We start from the raw sequence: 23841 nt of genomic DNA on the forward strand, positions 1-23841 counted from the left end.
TGAGTCTGACATAGCCAAGAAATGCTATGTTTAATCCAGGTCTTACCCTCTTTAGCAACTTCCTAGACCAAAATATCAAAATCGCCTGACAACAGCATCTTTCATGAACAACTTTTTACCGATAGCCTACCTCCAAAGCAAATTCATCCCCTTTGCCGAAGCCAATGTATCCATTGCTACTCATGCCCTTCACTATGGAACAGCAGCATTTGGAGGATTGCGCGGTATTCCCGACCCTCAAGACCCGAAGACCATACTATTATTTCGTCTTGACCGTCACTGTCAGCGTTTAAGCCAAAGTGCCAAACTGCTGAATTTTGAGATTCCAGCAGTAACAATTCAGGAAATTATCGTTGATTTCGTGAAAAAAAATCAACCAAATAAATCATTTTACATGCGTCCCCTGGTTTACACTTCAGACCTGGGAATTGCACCCAGATTGCATAATATTGACAAAGACTTTGCCCTTTACGGAATCGAATTAGGAGATTATTTACCCCCAGAAGGAGTTAAATGTCGGATTAGTTCTTGGCAACGTCAAAGTGACATTAGTTTCCCTTTGCGGGGTAAAATTAGCGGAGCCTATATTACCTCATCCCTTGCTAAAACTGAAGCTGTAAACTCTGGATTTGACGAAGCAATTTTAATGAATTCCCAAGGAAAAGTCAGCGAAGCTTCGGGAATGAATATATTTATTGTGCGTCACGGCAAAATTATTACCCCTGGGTTTGACCAAGATATTTTAGAAGGAATCACCCGCGAAAGTGTAATTACAATTGCTCAGGATTTAGGAATAGAAGTGATTGAACGTCCCGTAGACAAATCGGAATTATTAATTGCCGATGAAGTCTTTTTAACTGGAACCGCAGCCAAAGTTGTCCCCGTCAAACAGGTGGAAAGTTATCAACTACCAACCCCAGGAATCATTACCAATAAATTAAAAGATATTTTGACAGCAATTACTGAAAATCGGGAGCCAAAATATCAGGATTGGGTATTCCCAATCAAATTATCTGATAATTAATTTTCAAGCAGAGAGACGCGATATGTCGCGTCTCTACATGTAATATGTCTGTTTCCTATTTATCCCGCAATTCCTAACACCTCACGTAACTTCACTTGGTCTTCCAACTTCGCTTTCAGACGACCCTTTTCGATATCCCGAATCCAACTTTGACTTTTACCAGCAAGTTTAGCTAACTCACGTTGGGATAAATTCAAATTTTTTCTTGCTTGGGTAATTTGTTCCCCTAATAACCCAGTTGTGAGTTTATTCTTTTTTCGGTTTTTTTTGTGCTGTCGTTTTTGGTGAATCGATTTTAATTGTGCTTCCAATTCTGGTGGTAAATCAAATGATAAAATTCGTGCATTCATCAATAAATTCCACTTTCCCCTGGGTGCAACATTAGTTAAACAACCATCACCACTAGCGTCATTAATCCAAAACTCGATTGCTTCATCGGGGTCTTCAGGAATATCAACTAATTTAGCCCATAAAGGTTGAATATTAGGTGGATAGGTCACTGGATCAAATTTCGGTTTCATTCCGTAATGATTGAGAACTTCTAAATCACTTTCAAAAGTTCGTAATAAACGTTTTCTTTCATCACGTTGACGATAGGCAGCAGCAATTTTGTCCTCACCATAGGCTACCCTTAATAAAGTCGGGACAGTAATTCGCTGTTCCTTACCCATTTTGGTTTTAAACAACAACCACAACATTAATCTCGCTGTTCCTTCATGCTGCTGCCAAATACTCATAATTGTACTTGGTAAGGATTTTGGTAAACTACCATATTGATAAAAAGCTGTTCTTTGTTTACATTCTTGCTGATTTAAGAAGTATTTTGTCCAAATTCCCGGACGAATTGTAAAAGTTAAGCCGATTAAATACTTACAACCAGATGCATCCGTTTGGAAATAGCGCTGGGTTCGGGTCAAATTCCAAATTCGGGACTTGGTAAACTGAAAACCGGGAATTCTTCCTTGCGGAGACCAATCAATGGAAGTAACTAATTGACAGACTTGATTCACCAAAGTTTGCATCAAAACCAACTTTGCTGTTTTATTCAGGTCTTTGCGTTTATCTAATCCGAGATAACTTTCCAGTTGTCGGTCATCAATGACAAATTCATCCTTCCACGGTTTTGTCAAACCAATTGCATGAGCAGCAAAAATTAAATTGACCGCAGCTGCTCGAATATCTAAGGTTTCCACCGCAGTCATATCCTGCGCTAAACACATTTCATCGGTTTTGGTCGCTAAATGAAATGCGATCGCGCTTTTTCCTTGATTCACCGTCCGATGATAACAGATGTTTCCATCCGCATCCTTTTCCCACTGTAAAGATTGACGTTGCGCAAGTACATTACACGCTTCCCAAACCACTATTGCCGACGCAAACGGATTACTTATACCATTGGCAAATAGATCGGGACTTGTCAGCTGACGCGGTTCGGTCTTACAGCGTCCTCGCTTCACCTGTAACGGTATTGGTAAATGTGCGGGACACACAACCGCACATTGAGGTTGGGAATAAAAACCTACACAATTGTTACAAGCAGCAGGATCAATCCAGAATTGCTCATTTTCTTTTTTAATTGCACCCGTTGGACACTCGATTTGCGCAAAGCAGTGGTCACATTTCACACAACTGTTATTTGGTATTGTATAAGGCATAATTTAATTGCCACATTTCGGGTTGAGATGGCTGACTATGTTTATCCTGCATTTCTCACAAGGGAGTGATAAGCCTTGAGTAGTGGATTTATTTTCCTGCTACTCCCTACTCTCTACTCACTGAAAGTTTGAAGAATTTGTGAGAAATCCGAGTTATGATTGTCTCCCCTGAATTTTGTTCGTTAGATTCGACTCCTCACCACACTTTCGTATTCATGGCAATTTTTCATAATTGCAATTGCCATCTGTTGAATGACTCTCTATTCTGAAAATAAATCATCCCAGGGAAGCTATTTCAGGTTATTAACCTCTAAGCCTGTTTGAACTTTTTGGCAATTTTAAATATTTCATAAAAATAGTATTAAGAATGTTATGGATGAGCCATGTCTTAGTATTTGATATCGTGAGTCGAGGCTGCAATTTTATTGGTTTTTACATCTAAATACCAACAATGATTGATAAGTTTATCTGGATTTATTCCAGACAGCAAAAGTTTTAAGTGTGTGATATTTATCATTAGTAAAAATAATTAATATCTGGGAATAATATCAAAAGCTTTCCGACTTATTTTTATGGTCATGAGATAGGTGTCTTGCCTCCTAATTTCGCTAAATCTGGTAATTAGGAAAATAGTGTATTGTCAGGATACTTTTCTGATTCTAGTCTTTGTCTACTCGACAACGATTTAATACTAATATATTGTTACAAGTTTGCATCTTTAAGTTTAAATTTGAAGACTAATAAGATTATTTTCTAATAATTTTAATCAGGAACTGTGATGAAACATATATTACATTATAGACAAATTAAAAATCAATTTAACTCAGTATTTTCCCATGAATCGATTAAGATAAGACATGTCTAGACTGTGATTCCTTCCTTTGAAAGACAAGTTTATGGAAATGGGATACAAAGACAACACAAATAGTAAGATTAATAAATCACTAGCAAGATAGTAATTTACGTACTTACTGGTAAGGTGCAAGATATAACGAAAAGTAGATAACTACAGCAAAATTAAAAAAATCATAGATTGAGAAATCAAAACAAATCAGCCTAAATCAAATAGTATTTTCTTGACAAAATCTTTCATTTAATTTAAATTAAGTTTTAAAAAGATGACTTTTCGGAAGGCAGATGCTCAAATTAAAAACCTGTATTAAATGTCATAGATTAACTTTTTCTGACAAAATAAATGATTTATTAATATCAGAAGTAACTAGAGAATTTTGAGATATCTAGAATTAGTATTTTGTAGGTGAATTATGGCTACTTTAACAGGATTAACCTTCGGCGGCAAAACTTGGACACCTAAATTTGCGCAAGCAATTGATCAAGATAAATGTATTGGTTGCGGTCGATGCTTTAAAATTTGTGGACATAACGTTTTAGAATTACGACCCATGAACGAAGAAGGTGAATTTGTCGAAGATGAAGATGATGACGAAATCGAAAAAAAAGTCATGGTTGTAGCCCATCCAGAAAACTGTATTGGCTGTGAAGCTTGTGCTAAAATCTGTCCGAAAAACTGTTATACCCACGCAGAAAAAAATTAACTCAGTTTTGCAAAATATCGATATTGAATGTTGACTGTTAACCGTTAACTGTTAACAGTCAACACATCCTCAACGGATAATAATATCATTCATCCCACTTACTGAATCCGTACATAAATGGCTTTGGCAATCTCCACATCAAATGCTAAACGGGTATTGCCAACTTTAATCACAAAAGCCGGAAAAGACTGTTCTAATTTAAGCGATATTCCGGGAATAATTCCCATTGCCATGAGTTTTTTGAGAATATGATGGTCATGACTATGACAAGATGTGACAATTCCTGATTCCCCTGGACGCATTAAAGCAACTGAAGCACTCACACTTTTAAATCCAGTTTCTAACATTTATCTATCCCCTAAAATTGACAAAATTCAAGAATTGATTTACCACAAAACCCATTATAAAGGCAAAAACAAATACAAAAACTGCAATCAGTGTTGCTACCTTTACACCTCGTTCCTTAATCATGAATTGTAATTGGGCAATACAGGGAATAAATAATGTCAAGGTAATAGCAGCAACAATTAGTTGATGATGATTTAATCCTCCTTGCTGCTGTAAATCAAATAAACCGGCTGCACCATAATCTCGACGGAAAAAACCATATAAAAAGACTTGTGCTGTTGATTCAGGTAATCCTAATGCAGCGACTACTGGTTGGAGAAGATGGATCAAAAAATCAAAAATTCCTGTTAATCTGCCAATCCAAATAATTACGGAAGCATAAATAAATAACGGCAGAATTTCACCAAAGTACCATTTGAGACGAATGTAGGTTTTTTTGATAATTGCGCTGATACGAGGAAGGCGCAAAGGAGGGATTTCCATATAAAAATATGGTTTTTCTCCGGGAAGCAGCCGATTACACAAGAAACCAATGCCAATAAATATGGCAACCATAAATCCGATCCAGAGACTCAAAGCTGTAGCGCTCTGGGATAGTAAACCTAAAACTACCCCTAATTGCGCTGCACAGGGTACAGTTGATGCTAATAAAATGGTGGCAATTAGTCTTTCCCGTTTGGTTTCTAGGGTTCTTGTCACCAAGGTGGCCATGGTTCCACAACCTAAACCTAAAACCATCGGAATTACAGCCCTTCCTTCCAAACCAATGGCTTTAAATAAACGGTCAATTAACAGTGATAATCTGGGTAAGTAGCCACTATCTTCTAAAATTGAAAACATCAAAAAGAAGGTAGCAACTACTGGTAAGATAATTGCCACTGCATACCGAATTCCTAATGTGATAATCCCATAATCATTGCCGATTAAATCCTGTAAAGGTTGCCAAGGAAAAATTACTTTGGCAAGATGGTTCACAACCGGATTGATATTCTCTTCAAAGAAAGTTTCAATAATATCAACTAAAGTCCCTGCTCCAAATTCACCAACAAATTTATAAACACCGTAGTAAATGATTAAAACCAAAATTGGCAACCCTGTTAAAGGGTGAATCACAAGTTTATGTAACCATTCACTTAGGGGTTGATGGGTACTTGTAGGCTGAACAACACTCTGTTGCTCATAATTCCATGCTAACTGTTGACGCGTATTCGCTACTACACTCGTAATTGAATCCCCCAAAGCTGTTTCTGTGCGATTGATAATCTCTACCAATTTTGTCTGTCCATTCTCCGGTAAGGTCTGCCATGCTTCTTCGTCACGCTGTAATAGTAATAATGCCCGACTACGCAGAGAAAAACCAGAGGAGAGATTTTCTAACCAGGGAACTAAATCCGCGATCGCATCTTCAATAGGCTGGGGATAAGCTAGCTGATTTGTTAACATATTCACCTACCTGCGCTTTTAATTCTTTTATGCCCTTTCCCGTGGTTGCGGACATTAATATCACCGGGATACCCAACTCCATCTGCAAGTGCTGGGAATTCACCTTCATTCCCAGTTGCTGCGCTTCATCAATCATGTTGATTGCCAACACCACCCTAAACCCAGCTTCCATCAACTGAAATGTCAGAGGTAGCATTCGACCCAGGTTCTTAGCATCTACCACATGCACTACCACGTCAATCACCTGGTTCAATAACAAATTCCGAGCAACCTTTTCCTCCTCACTTATTGGTAAGAATGAATACATCCCAGGTGTATCAATCACCGCCAGAGAATTTTCCCCTAAAGTCATCACTCCCTGAGTAATTTCCACTGTTGTTCCTGGATAATTAGATACGGTGACATACTTGCCTGTTAAAGCATGAAATAGCACACTTTTGCCCACATTCGGCATCCCTACTAAGGCTACAACTCCCTGAGTTTGGGCTTTTTTGAGTGGTTGGGGTTGTTTGTTCCGGAAAAAATTCCAGAATCGGGAACGCTGGTGAGATTTTGCATGACAGTTACTCGGACAATCATGGCAACCCATACCCTATCCTCCGCAGCTTTGCAATTATTTCTCTAGTTTAATGAATATCTTTTTCAATTAACTATCACATCAATACTACGCAAAATTGTTGAGTTCAGTCAATTTATTGCTGTATATTTTTAATAAGCTGAAGTGTATATATATTAATTTTCAATAATAAATAAAAACTTATGTAGATAGGGCTTGCTGAAAAATAGTAGAGACGAGACATATAGCGTCTCTCCCAATTTCCTACCCTCGCGAAAAGACTTTTTCCGCAGACCCTAGATAGGATAATAGGGAAGGCAAGAATAGTACCTATTCATTGGCTGGTTCATAAAAAGTGAGGCATACTCCAGCAGAATCCAGGACTACAAATTCCTTCATCCCCCACGGTTTAGTTTCTAATTCGCCGTGAGGATGGATAATTTCTGTGGACTTGCCCATTAACTCTTGATAATAGTTTTCAATGTTTTTAACATAAATTCGTAAAGAAGTGGACTGGGCTAATTGGGAATCACTATTTTTAATTAAAAATATTTTCGCCTGATCCCGTTCAACGATGGCCATGTGGATGGGATTACCTTCTTGGTGAACTTTCCGAAAACCCAAATTTTGTTCATAGAAAGCGATCGCACTTTCCAAATCATCACCAGCAGGGATTAGAGGACTGATATTTCCCAGGGTATATTCTCCACTCATGGCTATCATTCGATTTTGGATTTTATTGCTTGAGAATCGGGAACAGGGAGTAGGGAATAGTCCGTGGGAATGATTGGTTTTCTTGTTTGGTCGTATCCAAAGGACATGGGGGACTAACTTGAAGGTGTAGACACGCAAATGGCAAGACAAGAGACCAGGGATGGGGAAAAACAACTTTCATTTCATAGGTTCTGGTGTCAGCAATACATGTAGGCTACTCCCTGTACAGAGGACCCGACGGGTCGTCTCTACTCCCTACTCCCCAAATATGATAATTTATTTTATTCTGAGTGTTGCAGTGGGATTCCAGTAAAAACGTGATCAAAAACGATATTTGGATTAAGGAAATGGCTCAACAGGGTATGATTTCTCCCTTTGAACCAAGTTTGATACGGAAGGTAAAGCAGGATGAAACCAAATTTAAAGGTGTGATTAGTTATGGTTTGTCTTCCTACGGGTATGATATTCGCCTTTCCCCCAAGGAATTCCGCATTTTTCGGCATATACCGGGAACCGTGATTGACCCCAAAAATTTTAATCCCCAAAATTTAGAGTTTAGTCAGCTACATCACGGGGAAAATGGTGATTATTTTATCCTTCCAGCCCATTCCTACGGCTTGGGTGTGGCATTAGAAAGATTAAGTGTGCCAGAAAATATTACCGTAATTTGTATTGGTAAATCTACTTATGCCAGATGTGGAATTATTGCCAATCTTACACCAGCAGAAGCTGCTTGGAGGGGACATTTAACCCTAGAGTTTTCCAATTCCTCCAGTGCAGATTGTCGGATTTATGCATCGGAAGGGGTGGTGCAGTTATTATTTTTAGAAGGGGAACCCTGTGCCGTTAGTTATGATACCCGTCAAGGAAAATATCAAGATCAAGCGGAAATGGTGACTTTAGCGAAGGTGTGAAGGGTGTGCAGCAAAGTATACTTAAAGTCGCACAACTTTGCTGCGAAGATCGCACCGAATATTCCACCACATCGGTTATGAGGGGTTTGTAGTTGTGGCTGGAGCGATGAAAAAGTTGTAATATCAAGAGCTATACCCGTGGGGTTGTCCTAGACTAGCGCTACTACGAACCTTTTCCCACCCATCAAAATTAATGTGGTGCTAATTAATCCAAAATCTAAAATCTAAAATCTCAATGCGGGCTGTTATTTTATTATCAGGAGGATTAGATTCCTCAACGGTACTTTATCAAGCGATCGCTGACGGTTGTGATTGCTATGCCATTTCCTTTGACTACCACCAGCGTCATCGTCGTGAATTGCAAGCAGCAAAAGCTATTGCTCAAACTGCGGGTGTGGTTCACCATGCAGTTGTCGAGTTTGATTTGCGACAGTGGGGGGGGTCGGCTTTAACGGATGATAAGTTGGATGTCCCCACTGACCGCACTCCATCGGAAATGACTCAATCCATACCCATCACCTACGTACCTGCACGGAATACAATTTTTCTGAGCTTTGCCCTGGCATACGCGGAAATTTACGGTGCAGAACGGGTGTATATTGGAGTTAATGCCTTGGATTATTCTGGCTACCCTGATTGCCGTCCTGACTATATTCAAGCCATGCAATCGGTGTTTCGCTTGGGAACCAAGCAGGGTCGGGAAGGTAAACCGATTGAGATTATTACTCCTTTGATCGACCTGCGGAAAACGGAAATTATTCAACTTGGTAATAAATTAGGTGTTCCCTGGGAATTAACCTGGTCCTGTTACCAAGGGGGAGAGGTTGCTTGTGGAGTCTGTGATTCTTGCCAACTAAGATTAGCAGCTTTTCAAGAATTAGGATTAACAGACCCCATACCCTACAATATACGGACTTGAATTTGGTGTAATCTTGGTCCAACGACAGAAACAACCGTAAATTCTAAATTTTGGTAAATAAAAACTTCTCCACGGTTGGGCATTTTTTGCAATTGGGATAAAATAAAACCACCCAAGGTTTGGTACTCAGTCGCCAAAGGTAAATCCACCTGCAAAATCTCGTTAAAATCTTCCAAATTAATTTGAGCTTGGACTAAAAACGTGTTGTTATCCACATTTTGAATCAGTAAGCCATTTACATCCCTGGGAGTACCAGTAGAGCCAATAATTTGGGCAATCACATCCTTAATCGTCACTAACCCCACCGTTCCCCCAAACTCATCAACAACAATTGCCATCGGTGGTGTTTCTGGCTGAATCATGGGTAATAATTCATGCAACGGTGTGTGTTCGGGTACAAATCTTGCAGGACGCATCCACGGTTGCAGTTGGGTTTCCGGTGTAATTTTTCCTAAAGCCAACGGTTTTGTGAGGTCTGGAAAATAAACAACACCACGAATATCATCCAGGGATTCGCCAATAACCGGATAGGTAAAATGACCTGTTTTTGCCATCTCCCACAATAGGTTTTGTAACGTAGCTTGTTTCGGGAGGGAAATAATTTGAGTCCGGGGAACCATAATTTCCTGGGTACGAACTTCACTAAACTCAAACACATTTTTCAGTAATTCCCGTTCCTCAGCTTGTAAACCCGTTGATTCCCGTTCCGTGGCAATAATCAATTGTAATTCTTCCGGGGTGACAGGCGATCGCCATACCTTATCGTTGTAATTAATACGAAAAAATTTTAAGAGTAACCAGGTAGAATTATTTAAAACCCAAATAAAAGGACTAAATATCCGCACAATTGGCCTGATAAAAGGGCCTAAAAACCGTGCTAATTGCTCAGAATAGAGCATTGCCACAGATTTTGGACATAATTCCCCTAAAACAATTTGTAAATAGGCAATTAAAAAGAAAGAAATCGGAATTGCTAAGGAATGGGAAACAAATCTATTCAGACGAATCGGTAGGGGTAAAAACTGTAACCAAAAATCAATTACCACAGAAATCGAACTTTCCCCAATCCATCCTAATGCCAAACTCGACAGAGTGATCCCCAACTGAGTAGTTGACAACAGTCGATCGATACTATCTTGCAAACGTTTCACCGCGATCGCTTCAATATCTCCAGCTTGAACCAACTGATGAATCCGCGATCGCCGCACAGTCACCACCGAAAATTCAGCCGTCACAAAAAAAGCATTAATCGCAATCAGCAGCAACACTGATAAAAATCGCAGTCCGATATCTGTCCAAATCACGTTTGCAAAACCACTCGCACAAGAGCGCCCATGAAAAAAATAATTATGTAAAATAATTATGAGCTAATAGCGATCGCCACCCCATCGCAGTTATTCGCAACATTCTTGATACTCCCCAACCCTGTGATGGGTAGAGATTCTCGCTTTTGCAGGATTCCCAGGAATTTACCCGAAGCCAAGCATCTTGACCGAAAAGGAAAGTTTTCATCCGGTAATTACCTCTATTAGGTAATATACTTTACACGGTAAACCAATGAGCCTTTTGTTTAGATGATCAATGCTTAAAGGATAAATCTCACCTGTTAACTGTCAACAAACCACAAGGGAATATATCAGCTTGCAAAGTATATCCAACCTAACTGCGGCTAATTAAACTCGACTATAGTTCATACAGTCAATGATTGACGATCAACAATTATCTACATAACTGCTGTTATCTATCGCGACACTGGAATATTTTGTAATTCCAAGCGCAATTTTTGAGCAGGATAATCAGTTAATGCCAAAGAGATTTTACTCACATCATCCAATAAGGAAGCAGAGATACTAATCGTACCAGACACTTCCTGTCCATTTCCAGCTAACTCCGTCGGTAATCCATCAGTACTAGCACTCAAAGCCCTACCCTTATCATCGGTCACATCCAAAAAACTATACAAAAAACGCACCGGTTCTTGAGAATTATTTTGCATTTTCACCCGCATAATCAAATCACCCCCAGAAAACCTAGCCGACTGTACCGAAAAAGTCACTCCATCAGCTTCGGTATTAATCGGGAAACCCGCTTGAGGTTTTTCTTCTGTTTCTTTAGGTTTTTCTGCCACATTCTCTGTTTTCGCAATTAAATCTTCATCCTCTTCCTTTGGCTTTTCAGTTTTTGCAGCCTTTGTTTTCCCTTCAATCCGAGCTTTAACTGTTTTTAAGATTTCCTCCTCCCGTAGTAAAGCCACACCAGCTTGGCTATTATTCGCTAAGTTGGTAAACTTAGTCGTTGGTCGTGCATCTGGGGTTGTCACACCCTTGAGAGCCTTACTACCGATGTCAAACCCCAAAATTGCACTGACCGAACCTGCTCCTAACATTAGGGCTAAAAGAATTAACGTCAGCAGAACCGTAGAATTTATTTTCATAAACCTGAAAAATTAACAATTAGTTTAGTCTTGATACATTGATACCGGACAAGCAGATTTCCATTGATTTTAGCCTGTAAATACGGAGTTGGGAGTTGGAATAAACTATTTTCTTATTTGGCTGTGTCCAAACAAGATGGGAGACTAGTGCTGGTTGGCTGAAATAAACCGAGTATTAACTTTTGATCTAGTGTCCATGTTCCCCGAATCTAGCGTCCATGTTCCCCTGAACTAGTGACCATGCTCCCCTGATCTGGTGACCATGCTTCGTGGATCTAGTGACCATATTCCCCGAATCTAGTGACCATATTCCCCGAATCTAGTGACCATGCTCCGCGTGGTCACTTAGCCAGTTGAAGGCTCTGCCTTCATTCACGAGGTAGGAACCTCGCAGATTCTGCTCCCACGCGGAGCATGGGAGGGAGGGATATTGATCTAGTGACCATGCTCCCCTGATCTAGTGACCATGTTCCCCGAATCTAGTGACCATGCTCCGCGTGGTCACTTAGCCAGTTGAAGGCTCTGCCTTCATTCACGAGGTAGGAACCTCGCAGATTCTGCTCCCACGCGGAGCATGGGAGGGAGGGATATTGATCTAGTGACCATGCTCCCCTGATCTGGTGACCATGCTTCGTGGATCTAGTGACCATATTCCCCGAATCTAGTGACCATGCTTCGTGGATCTAGTGACCATGCTCCGCGTGGTCACTTAGTCAGCGAGGGCTACTGCCTTCATTCACGAGGTAGGAACCTCGCAGATTCTGCTCCCACGCGGAGCATGGGAGGGAGGGAAAAGGTAAGTATATTTACGCCGCGCGGTACTAGCTTGTTAATAGGGAGCGGGGAGTAGCCTAAATATAAAGCTGACACCAGAACCGATGAAAGTGATTTTTCCCACTCCCTTCACGGATTATTCCCGACTCACCTTCAAGTCAAGAATTAACTATAATTGGACGTTTGGTGTCGAGTTCACACTACATGGTTTGGCTTCGCCGAACGCTAATAACGATGGTTTCCCAACGATTATCGGAGACTAGCTAGAAAAAAACAATGAAACTTTATCCCCATAATCGGTAAAATATATGTTATATTATATCTTCGTTAACATCCAGGGTTGGCCGAGCGGTTGAGGCAGCGAACTCATAATTCGCCCTAGGCAGGTTCAACTCCTGCACCCTGGACTTGATGTGCTAGCACCATCAAATGATTTCAAACTCTAACCCCTGGGTTGACAAAAAATCATGGGTGAAGTGGTCTGTAATATTTGTATCGCTCAATTCCAAATTATAAAAATCCACCACATCATCCTGAAAATAGGGACCAGCGTGCCATGTTCCCACATTTAACTTAATAAAACAATCCCCCGGAATCCGAAAAGCCTTGATTGCCTGTAAATTTGGTACATCTACACTACTGTCGGGTGGACAAACAGCAATTAACCACTCTTTCCCTCCCAGGGAACCCAAGCATTGGGTACACTTGAGATGACGAGTAATCCGATGGAAACGACATCCCCGTCGGTGTAAGCGCATAATATAAAACCTGGGAATTCCCTGACTTAGTTCTAATTGAGCATCTTCCAAATCAAAAGCTTTACCATCTGCACTAGGGGTAATCACTTGTCCGTAGGGACGAAATGCTTCTGAAGTGATGATTTGAGCTTGAAGTTGGGTAAGGGTAGGTGCTGTCATTGGATTTTTAATTCGTAATTCGTAATACCCGCTACGCGGGAAGCAAGCTACGTAATTCGTAATTTGTAATTAAAAACTTCTAATTGCAGGTTACGAATTATTTGGGGAACGCTTGTATTCTCTAATTTAGGCTATCTATGGGGTTTTACGCTCCCCATACCCCGTCAGACAATTGGCTAGTACCGTTTTCATGTGAAGTTGCACATCACCAGTTATCTGAAGCAAGGAGGAACGATTAAGCAATCTCATAATCTTCAATGTTAACGATTCGCTGAGATTGATGCGCTCCACTTTCTTCCCCACTGTGATAGCAATAAGCAAGCTAGGTAATGACACGCAAAAAATTAGATGCAGTTTCATCTAAAATTGGTATAAAACACATATTCATTGCATAAATTTGCCTAAATATCTAAATATTTTATGGCTTGTTGACTTTTAACTGTTAACTGCTAACGGTTTCCCTTCAACTGTAAACAATCAACTGTCAACAATATAGCGAATATACAAGCTCAATGCGCAATAACTTAGTCTAAAATGTTCTAGCTGGTTCCGATAAACATCCCTGGAGAAAAACCTGACTTCTCACCTCAGTTAATCTGAAAATTCAAAATCCGTCTTGGAAAGTTTGGTGGAAGAATAAATCTCCCCGAAGTTTACCGGAAAGCGCAAAGTCTGCGGGGGGATACTCCTCCCGTAGAACTTTGTAAGAAGAAAATCTTCCCGGTAACTTCTCTTCCCTGACTTTCCGCAAAATCTCAAATCCTTGGGTGGTTCACTACCAACAGTCCTCAACCCAGTATTAATACTGATGCCACAGGTATGATTCATCCGGTTTTAATATTGGTAGCCAAATCTGCCAGTATTAATCTATGCTAGATAACTTTTCATCTGAATCGTTTGCCCTATCTACAACTTTATCCGGTATCTCTAAATTCAAATCGATTGCCGAAGACAATAATCCCTTAGAAACTGACAATTTTTTACCTTTGCAAGCATCTTCTCTACAACTTAGTGAAGGTATCAAATTATCCGAAACAAATGCCAATCTCCCCAATCCTAACTGGGTGCGAACAATTGGTAGTACGGCTTTTGATGCTGGTTATGAGGTGGTGGTAGACCAGGTTGGTAATGTCTATACCATTGGAGAATTCCGCAGAAGCGTCACCTTAGATGGTAGAACAATTACTTCTAATGCTAATACGGGTGATGTATTTGTAGTTAAGCAAAATGGACAGGATGGGAGTATTGCTTGGGTTAAAGCTATTGGTGGAACCAGAGGTGATATTGGTTATGGAATAGCCGTCGATGGTAATGGGGATGTTTACACCACTGGTTATTTTCAAAGTACGGTGAATTTAGGTGGAGAGGGGAATTCCTTAACTAGTAAGGGGTTTGCTGATATTTTTATCCTCAAACATAGTGGGGAAAATGGTGATGTGATTTGGTCTAAAAGCATTGGGGGAACGGGTTTTGATGGTGGTTTTGCCATTTCCGTCGATGATAATGGCCATGTTTACACCACTGGGACTTTTAATGGTTCAGTGGATTTAGATGGGGATGGAACTCCAGAAGTTAGCAATGGTTTGAGTGATGCTTTTGTAATTAAGCAAAATGCGAGTGATGGTAGTGTTGTTTGGGGGAGAAAAATTGGTGGGACTGGTTATGATTATGGCTATGGAGTCACCGTCGATGGTAGCGGAAATGTTTACGTGACTGGTGAATTTCAAGGTGCGATTGATTTGAATGGTGATGGAACAATTGACCTGAGAAGTGCTGGTGAAATTGATGGATTTATTGTTAAGTATAACCTGAGCGGTGATGTTGTCTGGTCAAGACAGATTGGTGGCAGGGGTTTTGATTACAGTTATGATATTGCCGTCGATACAAGGGGTGATGTGTATGTCACTGGTTTCTTCGATGGGTCGGTGGATTGGTTCGGGAATAGAAACTTCACCAACTCCCAGGGTCAAGATGATATCTTTGTCGCTAAATACCGGGGTGGTGATGGTAGTTTGGTATGGGTGACACCAATGGGGGGAACAGCTTCTGATGTTGGATATGCGATCGCCCTTGATAGCTATGGTAATGTGTATACCACTGGTTATTTTGAGGGTACTGTTGATTTTGCTAACAATGGTAATCCGGTCACCAATGCTGGTTCGAGTGATGTTTTTGTGATTCAGCAAAATGCTAGTAATGGCAAAGTTAACTGGGTAAAAACCATTGGTGGTACAAGTGTTGAAGTTGGTGTGGGGATTGCTGTTGACCGAGAGAAAAATGTGTTTGTCACGGGTTACTTCCAGGGTGAGGTGGATTTAAACCTGGATGGGACACCGGAACAAAGTGCAGGAGATACAGATGGGTTTGTAGTTAAGTTGGTCGCTACAGTTCAAACCAATACCCGTCACGATTTTGATGGAGATGGCAAAGCCGATATTCTCTGGCGTAATTATACAACCGGAGAAAACGCTATTTGGAAATTAGATAATTTTGCGATCGCAGATGCTGCGTTTATTAATCCCCCAGTCACAGATGGGAATTGGCAAATCATCACCTCCGGAGATTTTAATGGAGATGGTAAAGCTGATATTCTCTGGCGGAACATCAGTACTGGGAGAAATGCCATTTGGTTAATGGATGGTCTGAATGTCCTAGGGGGAGATTCCCAACAGTTTATTATTTCTGCAACTCCAGACTGGACAATGGTGAGTGCAGCAGATTTTGATGGAGACGGTAAAGATGATATTTTATGGCGTAATTATAACACCGGTGAAAATGCGGTTTGGTTGATGGATGGTTTCCAGGTGAATGGTCAGTTCCTCAGTATCCGTACCGTTAGTGAACCCAGTTGGAAAATGGTAGCTGCTGGTGATGTGGATGGGGACGGAAAAGCTGATATCATTTGGCGTAATCAATTAAATGGGAAAAATGCCGTTTGGTTGATGGAGGCTGCGCAAGTTAAACAAGCTCGATTTATCGAAACAGTTGCTGACCAAAGTTGGCAAATCAAAGCTATTGGTGACACCGATGGTGATAGGAAACAGGATATTATTTGGCAAAATCAAGCCAATGGGGAAAGTGCTGTTTGGAATCTAGATACCAATACATTGGATAACGAAGGTAAGTTTACAATCACTGGTAAATTTATTGAGGATAAAAACTCAATACGGATTCGAGTCCCCCAAGGTTGGCAAATTGAAACCGCCGCCGATTATAATGGCGATGGTCGAGCAGATTTATTATGGTACAATCAGTCTACTGGAAAAACAGCCCTGTGGTGGATGGATGGTGAAGTCGCCACCACAACTGAGTTTATCACAAATGGGGGTGTAGTTGTTAATCTAGATGCGGCTTGGGAAGTCAGTTTTTCTCCAAGATATATGTAGGGTCTGCGGAAAAAGTATTTTTGTGACGGTAGGGAATAGGGAGTCGGGAATCGGGAATACTTTGAACCCAACTATTCCTCTTTTCACAAGACCCAAAAAATGAAAAATGCCAGGTTTTTTAAGCCTTGCATACCTATTGGGAAAGCAATTTTTGTGACGAAAATCCCCTCTAATTCTTGTGATATCTAGAGACGCGGTATATCTAGAGACGCGATATATCGCGTCTTTACTATTTTTCAGCAAGCCCTATATAATATACGTAAAATATCCTTTGAGAGTAATCCAAAATCCAAAATCCCATTACACCTTGAGGATAGCAGCAACAGTTTCCACCACCGACTGGGACAGGGAATGCAAATCATATCCTCCTTCTAAGCCTAGTAAAATTCTTGGTGTGATTTGCAAACAATATTGAGTAAATAATCCATAATCTTCTGGTTGGAGATTAATATTTGCCAGGGGGTCGTCTGCATTCGCATCGTATCCAGCACTAATAATTAGTAAATCAGGTTGGAAATCCTGTAAAAAAGGGATAACTAACTTGGTGAATGCAGTTTCATAACTGCGTGTACTGCTACCGGGAGGAAGGGGAATATTTAAAACGTTATTGTATAGTCCTTTTTCCGTATGTCTTCCGGTTCCAGGATAGCAAGGGTATTGGTGAAGGGAACAATAGACTATGTGGGGGTTGGTTTCGACAATTTTCTGGGTTCCATTCCCGTGGTGGACATCCCAGTCGAGGATGGCCACCCGATTGATTTCCGGTTTTTCTAAGGCATATAATGCTGCGATCGCAGCGTTAGCAAATAAACAAAATCCCATCCCTGTTTCTGGTTCTGCGTGGTGTCCGGGAGGACGGGCTAACACAAACGCAGGTTTGTTGGTTTGAATCACCAGATCAACCCCATCTAACCAAGCGCTGATGGCTAATAATGCCACATCATAGCTTTGGGGTGATACGGGGGTCTCGTTGTCAATATATCCACCTCCCGTTTCCGCGATTTCCCTGACTTTGGTAATATATTCCGGTGTGTGGACTTGTGTGAGCAAGGGAATGATGGCACGTTGGTCAACGGGTGTGGGGGAATACCAAGTCAATTGGTTGGCAAAATCTGCTGTGTGTAAGGCTGCGGTAATGGCTGATAAACGTTGAGGTGTTTCGGGATGATAAACTCCGGTTTGATGATGGAGAAACTCATCGGAGTAGATAATTGCCACCATAATTATTTTTTGCAGAAACTGCCAGAAACTGAATTTGCGATCGCACCAAGTCGTAGTTTGTAAATTGTATCAGAAATAGAGACACGATACATCGCCTCTCCAGGATTACTATCGCAGTCCGAGCGGGATTTGCAAAATCTTACATGTAGGGTTGTTAACGGTTGATAGTTGACGGTTGACGGTTAAAAGTCACCAGTCATCAGTCAACGGCACGCTATTTTTCACGACTAAAATCGGATAGCTATATTTGATTTTGCAAGACGCGTAGACTGGGTTATGGCTACTCATAATTTCTTATTTATAGGAGTTTGACCATATTGTGATTTTCTGTAGAAACCAGCCAAAATATCAAATATAAAACCCTCAATAAATTAGCTTGAAACAAACAATAAAACCCTCAATATCAAATCCCAATCAACAGAGAAATCGCTGCTAAATATCAACCAGCAAAACAGGAAAAAATCGCTGAAAAAAAACTGACTAACAACCCCCACAAAAATCTCGTAAAATCATCTAATATCAAGGATATAGAAGTCTTATTTTAACCTTGTTGGCGTAGCTAGCGCTGGTGGATACAAAACTTAGTCAAGTTTCTTCTCCCTACATCCTACTCCCCACTCCCTAAACCCAACAGATAGATGCAAAAACCAAATCGGATCCCCATAGGTGAATATCTCCAAAAACAAGCAATTATTATGCTATAATTTGACAGAGAATACAGCAATTATTCAAATAAGCTTAAGAATAATATCGCTTGCCCTCCCAAAGGGTAAAAATTTAGTTTTTCGGAGTTTGTAAGGTTATGGCAACCTCTCAGGAGAGGATTATCCCCACGGATCTGCGGAACGAAATGTCCAGGTCGTATCTGGAATACGCCATGAGCGTAATTGTAGGTAGGGCACTACCAGATGCGAGGGATGGTCTCAAACCCGTGCATCGACGGATTTTGTATGCCATGCACGAATTGGGGTTAGCTTCTGACCGACCATTCCGTAAATGCGCTCGGGTTGTCGGTGAAGTATTGGGTAAATACCATCCCCACGGGGACACGGCAGTTTATGATGCCTTGGTGCGGATGGCTCAAGATTTTTCCATGCGCGCGCCCTTAATTGACGGACATGGTAACTTTGGGTCAATTGATAATGACCCTCCAGCGGCGATGCGCTACACAGAGTGTCGCTTACAGGCTTTAACTAGTGCTTCCCTGCTCCAGGATATTGAGTCGGAAACAGTAGATTTCATTGATAACTTCGACGGTTCTCAGCAGGAGCCAACGGTATTACCCGCAAGGCTTCCCCAGTTACTGCTCAACGGTTCATCAGGAATTGCCGTGGGAATGGCGACGAATATCCCTCCCCACAACCTGGGTGAACTAATTGATGGGTTAGTGGCATTAATTCACAACCCTGAAATTACGGGTTTGCAGTTAATGCAATATATACATGGCCCCGACTTTCCTACGGGTGGACAAATCTTGGGTGTTGCAGCCATCAAAGAAGCCTACACCACTGGTCGTGGATCGATTACGATGCGGGGAGTTGCCAACATTGAAACCATTGAGCAACGGGGACGACCAGATAGGGAGGCAATAATTATTACCGAACTACCCTATCAAACCAATAAAGCCGCATTAATTGAAAAAATAGCCGAATTAGTCAACGACAAACGGATTGAAGGGATTGCCGATATTCGTGATGAAAGCGATCGCGACGGAATGCGCATCGTCATCGAATTAAAACGGGATGCCTATCCTCGTGTTGTCCTCAACAACCTCTACAAACAAACACCCCTACAAGCCAACTTCGGTGCCAACATGTTGGCATTAGTTAATGGTGAACCACAAGTTCTCACCCTCAAGCAATTTTTGCAGGTATTTCTGGATTTTCGAGTTGAATCCATTACCCGACGTACTCGCTACGAACTGCGCAAAGCCGAAGAACGAGACCATCTATTGCAAGGATTATTAATTGCCCTTGCTCAACTAGATGCAATTATTCAGCTAATTCGTAGTGCCGCCGATACACCGACCGCCAAAGGTGAATTAATTGCTACCTACGGACTTTCAGAAGTCCAAGCAGACGCAATCTTGCAAATGCAACTACGCCGTCTCACAGCCCTCGAAGCCGATAAAATCCGCCTGGAACACGAACAGTTACAAGTACAAATCGCCGATTTACGAGACATTCTCGCGCGACGGGAACGGATTTTAGAAATTATCGAAACAGAAGTTAAACAACTCAAAGAACGCTTCGCCACACCCCGTCGCACCGTCATCACCCATGCAGAAGGGGAACTAGATGACACCGATTTAATTGCTAACGAAAAAGCGATTATACTCCTCACAGAACAAGGATACATCAAACGGATGCCCGTAAATACCTTTGAAGCCCAAAATCGAGCCACCAGAGGCAAAGCCGGAGCCAAAGTTAAAGAAGATGATAACATCGAACATTTTCTGTCCTGTTGCGACCATGACAGCATTCTCTTCTTCAGTCAAAGGGGTGTGGTGTATTGCCTCAAAGCCTACCAAATACCAGTAGGTTCACGGACAAGTCGGGGAACCCCCATCGTGCAAATGCTACCCATCCCCAAAGAAGAAAAAATCACCTCCATCGTCCCAGTATCAGAATTTACCAGTGAAGAGTATCTGGTCATGCTCACCAACGGCGGTTTTATTAAGAAAACCGAACTATCAGCCTTTAGTAACATTCGCGCCAACGGTTTAATTGCCATATCCCTAGAAGAAGGCGATCAACTGCGGTGGGTGCGACGAGCCAAAGAAGAGGATAGTCTGATAGTCGGCTCCCTGCAAGGGATGGCGATTCATTTCCGTTGTAACCATGAACAACTGCGTCCTTTAGGGAGAGCAACCAGAGGAGTCAGGGCCATGAAATTAAAAGCTAATGATAGATTGGTGGGAATGGACATACTCCCCGCAGCAGTTTTGGCTAGATTACATCAGGAAGTGGATGGAACCGAAGCCGGAGACATCGAGGAATCCCTAACGGAAGAAGCGGCAGAAAGTACGGAAACAAGTAATAGCAACAGTGCCCCACCGTGGGTATTAATTATTACTAGTAATGGCTATGGTAAGCGCGTCCCCGTAGCTCAGTTCCGGTTACAAAATCGGGCTGGACAGGGGATAATGGCGACGAAATTCAAAAACCTGAAAAATCAGGACACAATGGCAACCCTGCACATTGTCAACAACGACGACGACGAAATCATGATGGTAACCAGTCGGGGGATTATTATTCGTCAGGCTGTGAATGCAATTTCGATTCAATCCCGTTCTGCAACTGGGGTTCGTGTTCAGCGTTTAGACGAGGACGATGCCATTACCGGAGTTGCCATTGTACCACCCGATGCGGAGGGAGTAACAGGGGAAACAGAGGAATAAGTCGAGAACCGGAAAGTGTAGGGGATAGGTGGGTGTGGCGTAGCAATGATGATGTGAACGTTACTGTGCCTATAGTTTCTCGGTTTCCTGGCTTTTTTCATGATAGCTGCTGGCTGGTCGTCATTTAACGTGAATTCGACGAATTATAAACGCTACAATCCTTGTGAATCAATGATTTTGAAAGTTAAGGTTTAAAGTAACCTCATCCATTAGTTGAGAACAAAGTCAATAACTGACTGATTCCAGGTTTAATGATTTTATTCTCAACATCCTATGAGGTTTCTAAAAACTTCTATTTTCTACGAATGCTACTGGACAGGAGTTTCAGGTTTTATAAATCATCGAACTCACGTTCATTTAGTATACATCCCGAACAGTTTTTCCAATCCTTTTGCTTTCAAGCCTAATTACAATTTTTCACACCTACCCACTTAATTAGGGAGTACTCCAATTTTGCAAATTTACCAAGTTAGGGATAGTCATTGCGTAGCTTGCTTATTCGCTGGAGTAGTTGTCATGTAACGATTACACCAGAATCCATGAAAGTAGTTTATCCCGACTCGCTTTCAAGTTAGGAAATGTTGCTTGATTCCGAAGGGTGCTTCAGCAAAGCGATCGCAGATCAAGCAAGGCAATGACGGAATATGTTTTTAGGCATTTGGGATACTTCCATTTATTATGGATCTAAAATGAGTATTTACGTATTTACTGGTAAGGTGCAAGATTTCAGTCAAACTCGTTCTATTTTATCAATCAACCATCTTTGAGATGAGGAATCCCAAATTAATGAGAAGCGTCGAGTTCCGGATATTCTTTGACCTGTTGTTTTGATTGTATAAGATAATTGAGCTTCTACAATTGCTGTTTTGTTATTTTCTTGGCTATTTGTGAAATTCTGAAAATTTATATCTGTAACTTGTTCCCACCATTCCGTGAATGAACTAAAACCATTGGGATGGGATTCGGTATTACTTTGATGTTGGAGGGATAGTTGATTCCAAGCAGTTTGATATTCACCCCGATTTAGATAGTCATAATAATTTTGAATGGCGGTTTCTGGTGCAACCCTGCTACGTGTAGCTTCTGGAGATGATGGTTGTTCAATTTGTTTGTTCGTCTGCGGTTGGGTTGGTTGTTCGGAGGGAACAACCGTAATTTGGATTGTTTCTCCGTTACGTTCTACCGTAATTGGTAAGGGGATATTGATTCTACTATTAGCAACTAATTTTTGTAATTCTTCAACCGTATTCACAGTTTGATTATTAATACTACGCACCACATCACCGACACGTAATCCACCGCTAGATGCTGGAGAATTGGGAACAATCTCAACCAATAAAACCCCACTATCTGCTGTTAGATTCAGGTTAAATTCACTATTAATCTTGTCTCGAATTTCTGGTGTCATTGTCACCATTCGTACACCTAAATAGGGTCTACCTACTGGTGTGGATGTCGGAGGATCAGGGGGATTTTCTGTGGGAGAGGGGTTCAAAAGACTGGGTTCTGGTGTGGTGTTTGCAGATGAACTATTATCAGAATTATCAGCTACTGCGGTAGTTGGTAAAGGTGGGGATGGCACTACCGATTGTTGATTGTTGTTGATGGCAAAACCAATCATCCCAGCGATGAAAACTAAACCACCTCCAATTAAACTACCAACAAATATATTTTTCCGGGGATTAGTTGGATTTACTGGTTGCGGGGAAGCAGATGGACTCACACGACTTGTGCTTGCAGGAAAAGTAACTGCACCAGTTTGCAAAGCAGCTAACATATCTTTGGCGGTAGGATAGCGATCGCGTGGATGATAGGCGATCGCTTGATCAATTACTGTTTTGAATATCGGGCTAATATGGGAAGCGTATTGCTTCCAAATAATTTCCCCTGTCCGGGGATCTGTTTCCATTTCCTGTGGTTGTTTCCCTGTTAATAGATAAATTGCAGTCATTCCCAAGCTATATAGGTCACTCGAATAGACAGGTCTACCTGCTGCTTGTTCACTCGACATATATCCTGGTGTACCAATGACAATCGAACTGGTGGGATTACCTTGGGAATTTACCACTGTTCCCATCGATTCCCGAACTGCACCAAAATCAATTAGTACAGGTTTCCCATCCCGGTGACGTAAAATAATATTATCTGGTTTAATATCGCGGTGAATTATTCGCTTGCTATGGACATAATCTAGAACTGGTAACAGGCTAACCAAAATTTCCCGGACAGTACTTTCACTCAGTATCCCCTGCTGTTCAATCTTTGCTGCTAAAGTATCGCCATCGATCCATTCCTGGACTACATAAAACTTACCTTCTGACTGAAAGTAAGCATATAAAGAAGGAATTTGGTCACTCCCCTGATCTAAATCTTCTAATATTGCTGCCTCCCTTTGAAATCTTTCCTGCACCAGTTGGTAAATTTGCGGGTTATTCTGGATGGGTTTGAGTTGTTTGATCACACAGCGACGGTGGGAAGGCATTTGGGTGTCTTCTGCAAGGAATGTTTCTCCAAATCCACCGCTTCCCAGTGTCCGAATCACCTGATAGCGATTGTTGAGCAGGGTTTGCATAGTAAGGC

General features: G+C 41.4%; 18 protein-coding genes and 1 tRNA gene. 7 read left to right on the forward strand and 12 right to left on the reverse strand.

Going from position 1 to position 23841, the window contains the following annotated elements; translation table 11 throughout:
- The first annotated feature begins 103 nt into the window (after nucleotides 1-103).
- Entirely contained in the window at nucleotides 104-1024 is a 921-nt protein-coding gene (locus CDC37_RS11305) for a branched-chain amino acid transaminase (protein WP_096621999.1), read from the forward strand.
- A 59-nt stretch (nucleotides 1025-1083) separates the two neighbouring features.
- Here CDC37_RS11305 and CDC37_RS11310 read toward each other — a convergent pair whose 3' ends face one another.
- Nucleotides 1084-2679 carry a helix-turn-helix domain-containing protein gene (locus CDC37_RS11310; RefSeq protein WP_096622001.1) on the reverse strand — a complete coding sequence of 532 codons (1596 nt, stop codon included), beginning with the start codon at nucleotides 2677-2679 and terminating at the stop codon, nucleotides 1084-1086.
- Nucleotides 2680-3944: 1265 nt separating this feature from the next.
- On the opposite strand from CDC37_RS11310, the gene fdxB reads away from it, so the two are divergent.
- A complete protein-coding gene (fdxB, locus tag CDC37_RS11315; RefSeq protein WP_096622003.1) occupies nucleotides 3945-4235 on the forward strand; it encodes a ferredoxin III, nif-specific in 291 nt (96 codons plus the stop codon).
- A 98-nt stretch (nucleotides 4236-4333) separates the two neighbouring features.
- On the opposite strand, the gene CDC37_RS11320 is transcribed toward fdxB, so the two are convergent.
- The 4 genes from CDC37_RS11320 to CDC37_RS11335 all read right to left on the reverse strand — a co-directional run bounded on the left by CDC37_RS11320 (nucleotide 4334) and on the right by CDC37_RS11335 (nucleotide 7305).
- Entirely contained in the window at nucleotides 4334-4582 is a 249-nt protein-coding gene (locus CDC37_RS11320; RefSeq protein ID WP_096622004.1) for a FeoA family protein, read from the reverse strand.
- Between the two features lie 4 nt (nucleotides 4583-4586).
- Entirely contained in the window at nucleotides 4587-6026 is a 1440-nt protein-coding gene (locus CDC37_RS11325) for a ferrous iron transporter B (RefSeq protein WP_096622006.1), read from the reverse strand.
- The gene (locus CDC37_RS11330) at nucleotides 5989-6615 is read right to left on the reverse strand and encodes a FeoB small GTPase domain-containing protein (protein ID WP_096622007.1); all 627 of its coding nucleotides are present in this window, start codon (nucleotides 6613-6615) and stop codon (nucleotides 5989-5991) included. The genes CDC37_RS11325 and CDC37_RS11330 overlap by 38 nt, the downstream gene beginning before the upstream one ends.
- Nucleotides 6616-6912: 297 nt before the next feature.
- Nucleotides 6913-7305 (reverse strand): glyoxalase superfamily protein, encoded by a 393-nt coding sequence (locus CDC37_RS11335; RefSeq protein WP_231943396.1) that lies wholly within the window; start codon nucleotides 7303-7305, stop codon nucleotides 6913-6915.
- A gap of 308 nt (nucleotides 7306-7613) precedes the next feature.
- Between CDC37_RS11335 and dcd the strand changes: the two genes are divergently transcribed.
- Together dcd and queC are read left to right on the forward strand one after the other, a co-directional pair.
- The gene (dcd, locus tag CDC37_RS11340; protein ID WP_096626105.1) at nucleotides 7614-8210 is read left to right on the forward strand and encodes a dCTP deaminase; all 597 of its coding nucleotides are present in this window, start codon (nucleotides 7614-7616) and stop codon (nucleotides 8208-8210) included.
- 235 nt (nucleotides 8211-8445) lie between these two features.
- Nucleotides 8446-9129: a 7-cyano-7-deazaguanine synthase QueC gene (gene queC / locus CDC37_RS11345; protein WP_096622009.1), complete on the forward strand. Its 684-nt coding sequence runs from the start codon at nucleotides 8446-8448 to the stop codon at nucleotides 9127-9129.
- Here the strand turns inward: queC and CDC37_RS11350 are convergent.
- The 3 genes from CDC37_RS11350 to CDC37_RS11355 form a co-directional block, all read right to left on the reverse strand.
- Nucleotides 9111-10433 carry a hemolysin family protein gene (locus CDC37_RS11350; protein ID WP_231943398.1) on the reverse strand — a complete coding sequence of 441 codons (1323 nt, stop codon included), beginning with the start codon at nucleotides 10431-10433 and terminating at the stop codon, nucleotides 9111-9113. The two genes, queC and CDC37_RS11350, sit on opposite strands and share 19 nt — an antisense overlap.
- Before the next feature lie 43 nt (nucleotides 10434-10476).
- Nucleotides 10477-10641, reverse strand: a complete 165-nt coding sequence (locus tag CDC37_RS24220; protein WP_157780716.1) for a hypothetical protein — start codon at nucleotides 10639-10641, stop codon at nucleotides 10477-10479.
- Nucleotides 10642-10870: 229 nt separating this feature from the next.
- Complete coding sequence (locus CDC37_RS11355; RefSeq protein ID WP_096622010.1) at nucleotides 10871-11563, reverse strand: hypothetical protein; 693 nt, start codon at nucleotides 11561-11563, stop codon at nucleotides 10871-10873.
- Between the two features lie 1108 nt (nucleotides 11564-12671).
- Between CDC37_RS11355 and CDC37_RS11360 the strand changes: the two genes are divergently transcribed.
- Nucleotides 12672-12744, forward strand: a tRNA-Ile gene (locus CDC37_RS11360).
- A gap of 18 nt (nucleotides 12745-12762) precedes the next feature.
- On the opposite strand, the gene CDC37_RS11365 is transcribed toward CDC37_RS11360, so the two are convergent.
- Nucleotides 12763-13254, reverse strand: coding sequence for an ureidoglycolate lyase (locus CDC37_RS11365; RefSeq protein ID WP_096622012.1), 492 nt, complete (start codon nucleotides 13252-13254; stop codon nucleotides 12763-12765).
- A 604-nt stretch (nucleotides 13255-13858) separates the two neighbouring features.
- Nucleotides 13859-14005 carry a hypothetical protein gene (locus CDC37_RS24225; protein ID WP_157780717.1) on the reverse strand — a complete coding sequence of 49 codons (147 nt, stop codon included), beginning with the start codon at nucleotides 14003-14005 and terminating at the stop codon, nucleotides 13859-13861.
- Between the two features lie 118 nt (nucleotides 14006-14123).
- On the opposite strand from CDC37_RS24225, the gene CDC37_RS11370 reads away from it, so the two are divergent.
- Nucleotides 14124-16640 carry an FG-GAP-like repeat-containing protein gene (locus CDC37_RS11370; protein ID WP_096622013.1) on the forward strand — a complete coding sequence of 839 codons (2517 nt, stop codon included), beginning with the start codon at nucleotides 14124-14126 and terminating at the stop codon, nucleotides 16638-16640.
- Between the two features lie 300 nt (nucleotides 16641-16940).
- Here CDC37_RS11370 and CDC37_RS11375 read toward each other — a convergent pair whose 3' ends face one another.
- Complete coding sequence (locus CDC37_RS11375; RefSeq protein ID WP_096622014.1) at nucleotides 16941-17861, reverse strand: histone deacetylase family protein; 921 nt, start codon at nucleotides 17859-17861, stop codon at nucleotides 16941-16943.
- A gap of 802 nt (nucleotides 17862-18663) precedes the next feature.
- Here CDC37_RS11375 and gyrA point away from each other — a divergent pair.
- Entirely contained in the window at nucleotides 18664-21261 is a 2598-nt protein-coding gene (gyrA, locus tag CDC37_RS11380) for a DNA topoisomerase (ATP-hydrolyzing) subunit A (RefSeq protein WP_096622016.1), read from the forward strand.
- Nucleotides 21262-21991: 730 nt separating this feature from the next.
- Here the strand turns inward: gyrA and CDC37_RS11385 are convergent.
- Nucleotides 21992-23833 (reverse strand): protein kinase domain-containing protein, encoded by a 1842-nt coding sequence (locus CDC37_RS11385; RefSeq protein WP_096622017.1) that lies wholly within the window; start codon nucleotides 23831-23833, stop codon nucleotides 21992-21994.
- Nucleotides 23834-23841 lie beyond the last annotated feature (8 nt).

Origin of the sequence: Calothrix sp. NIES-3974 (assembly GCF_002368395.1) — a bacterium.
Lineage (GTDB): Bacteria > Cyanobacteriota > Cyanobacteriia > Cyanobacteriales > Nostocaceae > NIES-3974.

What these genes read in the sequence shown, in the direction of transcription:
- CDC37_RS11305 (WP_096621999.1), top strand. Translation starts at nt 104, where the DNA reads ATGAACAACTTTTTACCGATAGCCTACCTCCAAAGCAAATTCATCCCC.
- CDC37_RS11310 (WP_096622001.1), bottom strand. Translation starts at nt 2,679, where the DNA reads ATGCCTTATACAATACCAAATAACAGTTGTGTGAAATGTGACCACTGC.
- fdxB (WP_096622003.1), top strand. Translation starts at nt 3,945, where the DNA reads ATGGCTACTTTAACAGGATTAACCTTCGGCGGCAAAACTTGGACACCT.
- CDC37_RS11320 (WP_096622004.1), bottom strand. Translation starts at nt 4,582, where the DNA reads ATGTTAGAAACTGGATTTAAAAGTGTGAGTGCTTCAGTTGCTTTAATG.
- CDC37_RS11325 (WP_096622006.1), bottom strand. Translation starts at nt 6,026, where the DNA reads ATGTTAACAAATCAGCTAGCTTATCCCCAGCCTATTGAAGATGCGATC.
- CDC37_RS11330 (WP_096622007.1), bottom strand. Translation starts at nt 6,615, where the DNA reads ATGGGTTGCCATGATTGTCCGAGTAACTGTCATGCAAAATCTCACCAG.
- CDC37_RS11335 (WP_231943396.1), bottom strand. Translation starts at nt 7,305, where the DNA reads ATGATAGCCATGAGTGGAGAATATACCCTGGGAAATATCAGTCCTCTA.
- queC (WP_096622009.1), top strand. Translation starts at nt 8,446, where the DNA reads ATGCGGGCTGTTATTTTATTATCAGGAGGATTAGATTCCTCAACGGTA.
- CDC37_RS24220 (WP_157780716.1), bottom strand. Translation starts at nt 10,641, where the DNA reads ATGAAAACTTTCCTTTTCGGTCAAGATGCTTGGCTTCGGGTAAATTCC.
- CDC37_RS11355 (WP_096622010.1), bottom strand. Translation starts at nt 11,563, where the DNA reads ATGAAAATAAATTCTACGGTTCTGCTGACGTTAATTCTTTTAGCCCTA.
- CDC37_RS11365 (WP_096622012.1), bottom strand. Translation starts at nt 13,254, where the DNA reads ATGACAGCACCTACCCTTACCCAACTTCAAGCTCAAATCATCACTTCA.
- CDC37_RS11370 (WP_096622013.1), top strand. Translation starts at nt 14,124, where the DNA reads ATGCTAGATAACTTTTCATCTGAATCGTTTGCCCTATCTACAACTTTA.
- CDC37_RS11375 (WP_096622014.1), bottom strand. Translation starts at nt 17,861, where the DNA reads ATGGTGGCAATTATCTACTCCGATGAGTTTCTCCATCATCAAACCGGA.
- gyrA (WP_096622016.1), top strand. Translation starts at nt 18,664, where the DNA reads ATGGCAACCTCTCAGGAGAGGATTATCCCCACGGATCTGCGGAACGAA.
- CDC37_RS11385 (WP_096622017.1), bottom strand. Translation starts at nt 23,833, where the DNA reads ATGCAAACCCTGCTCAACAATCGCTATCAGGTGATTCGGACACTGGGA.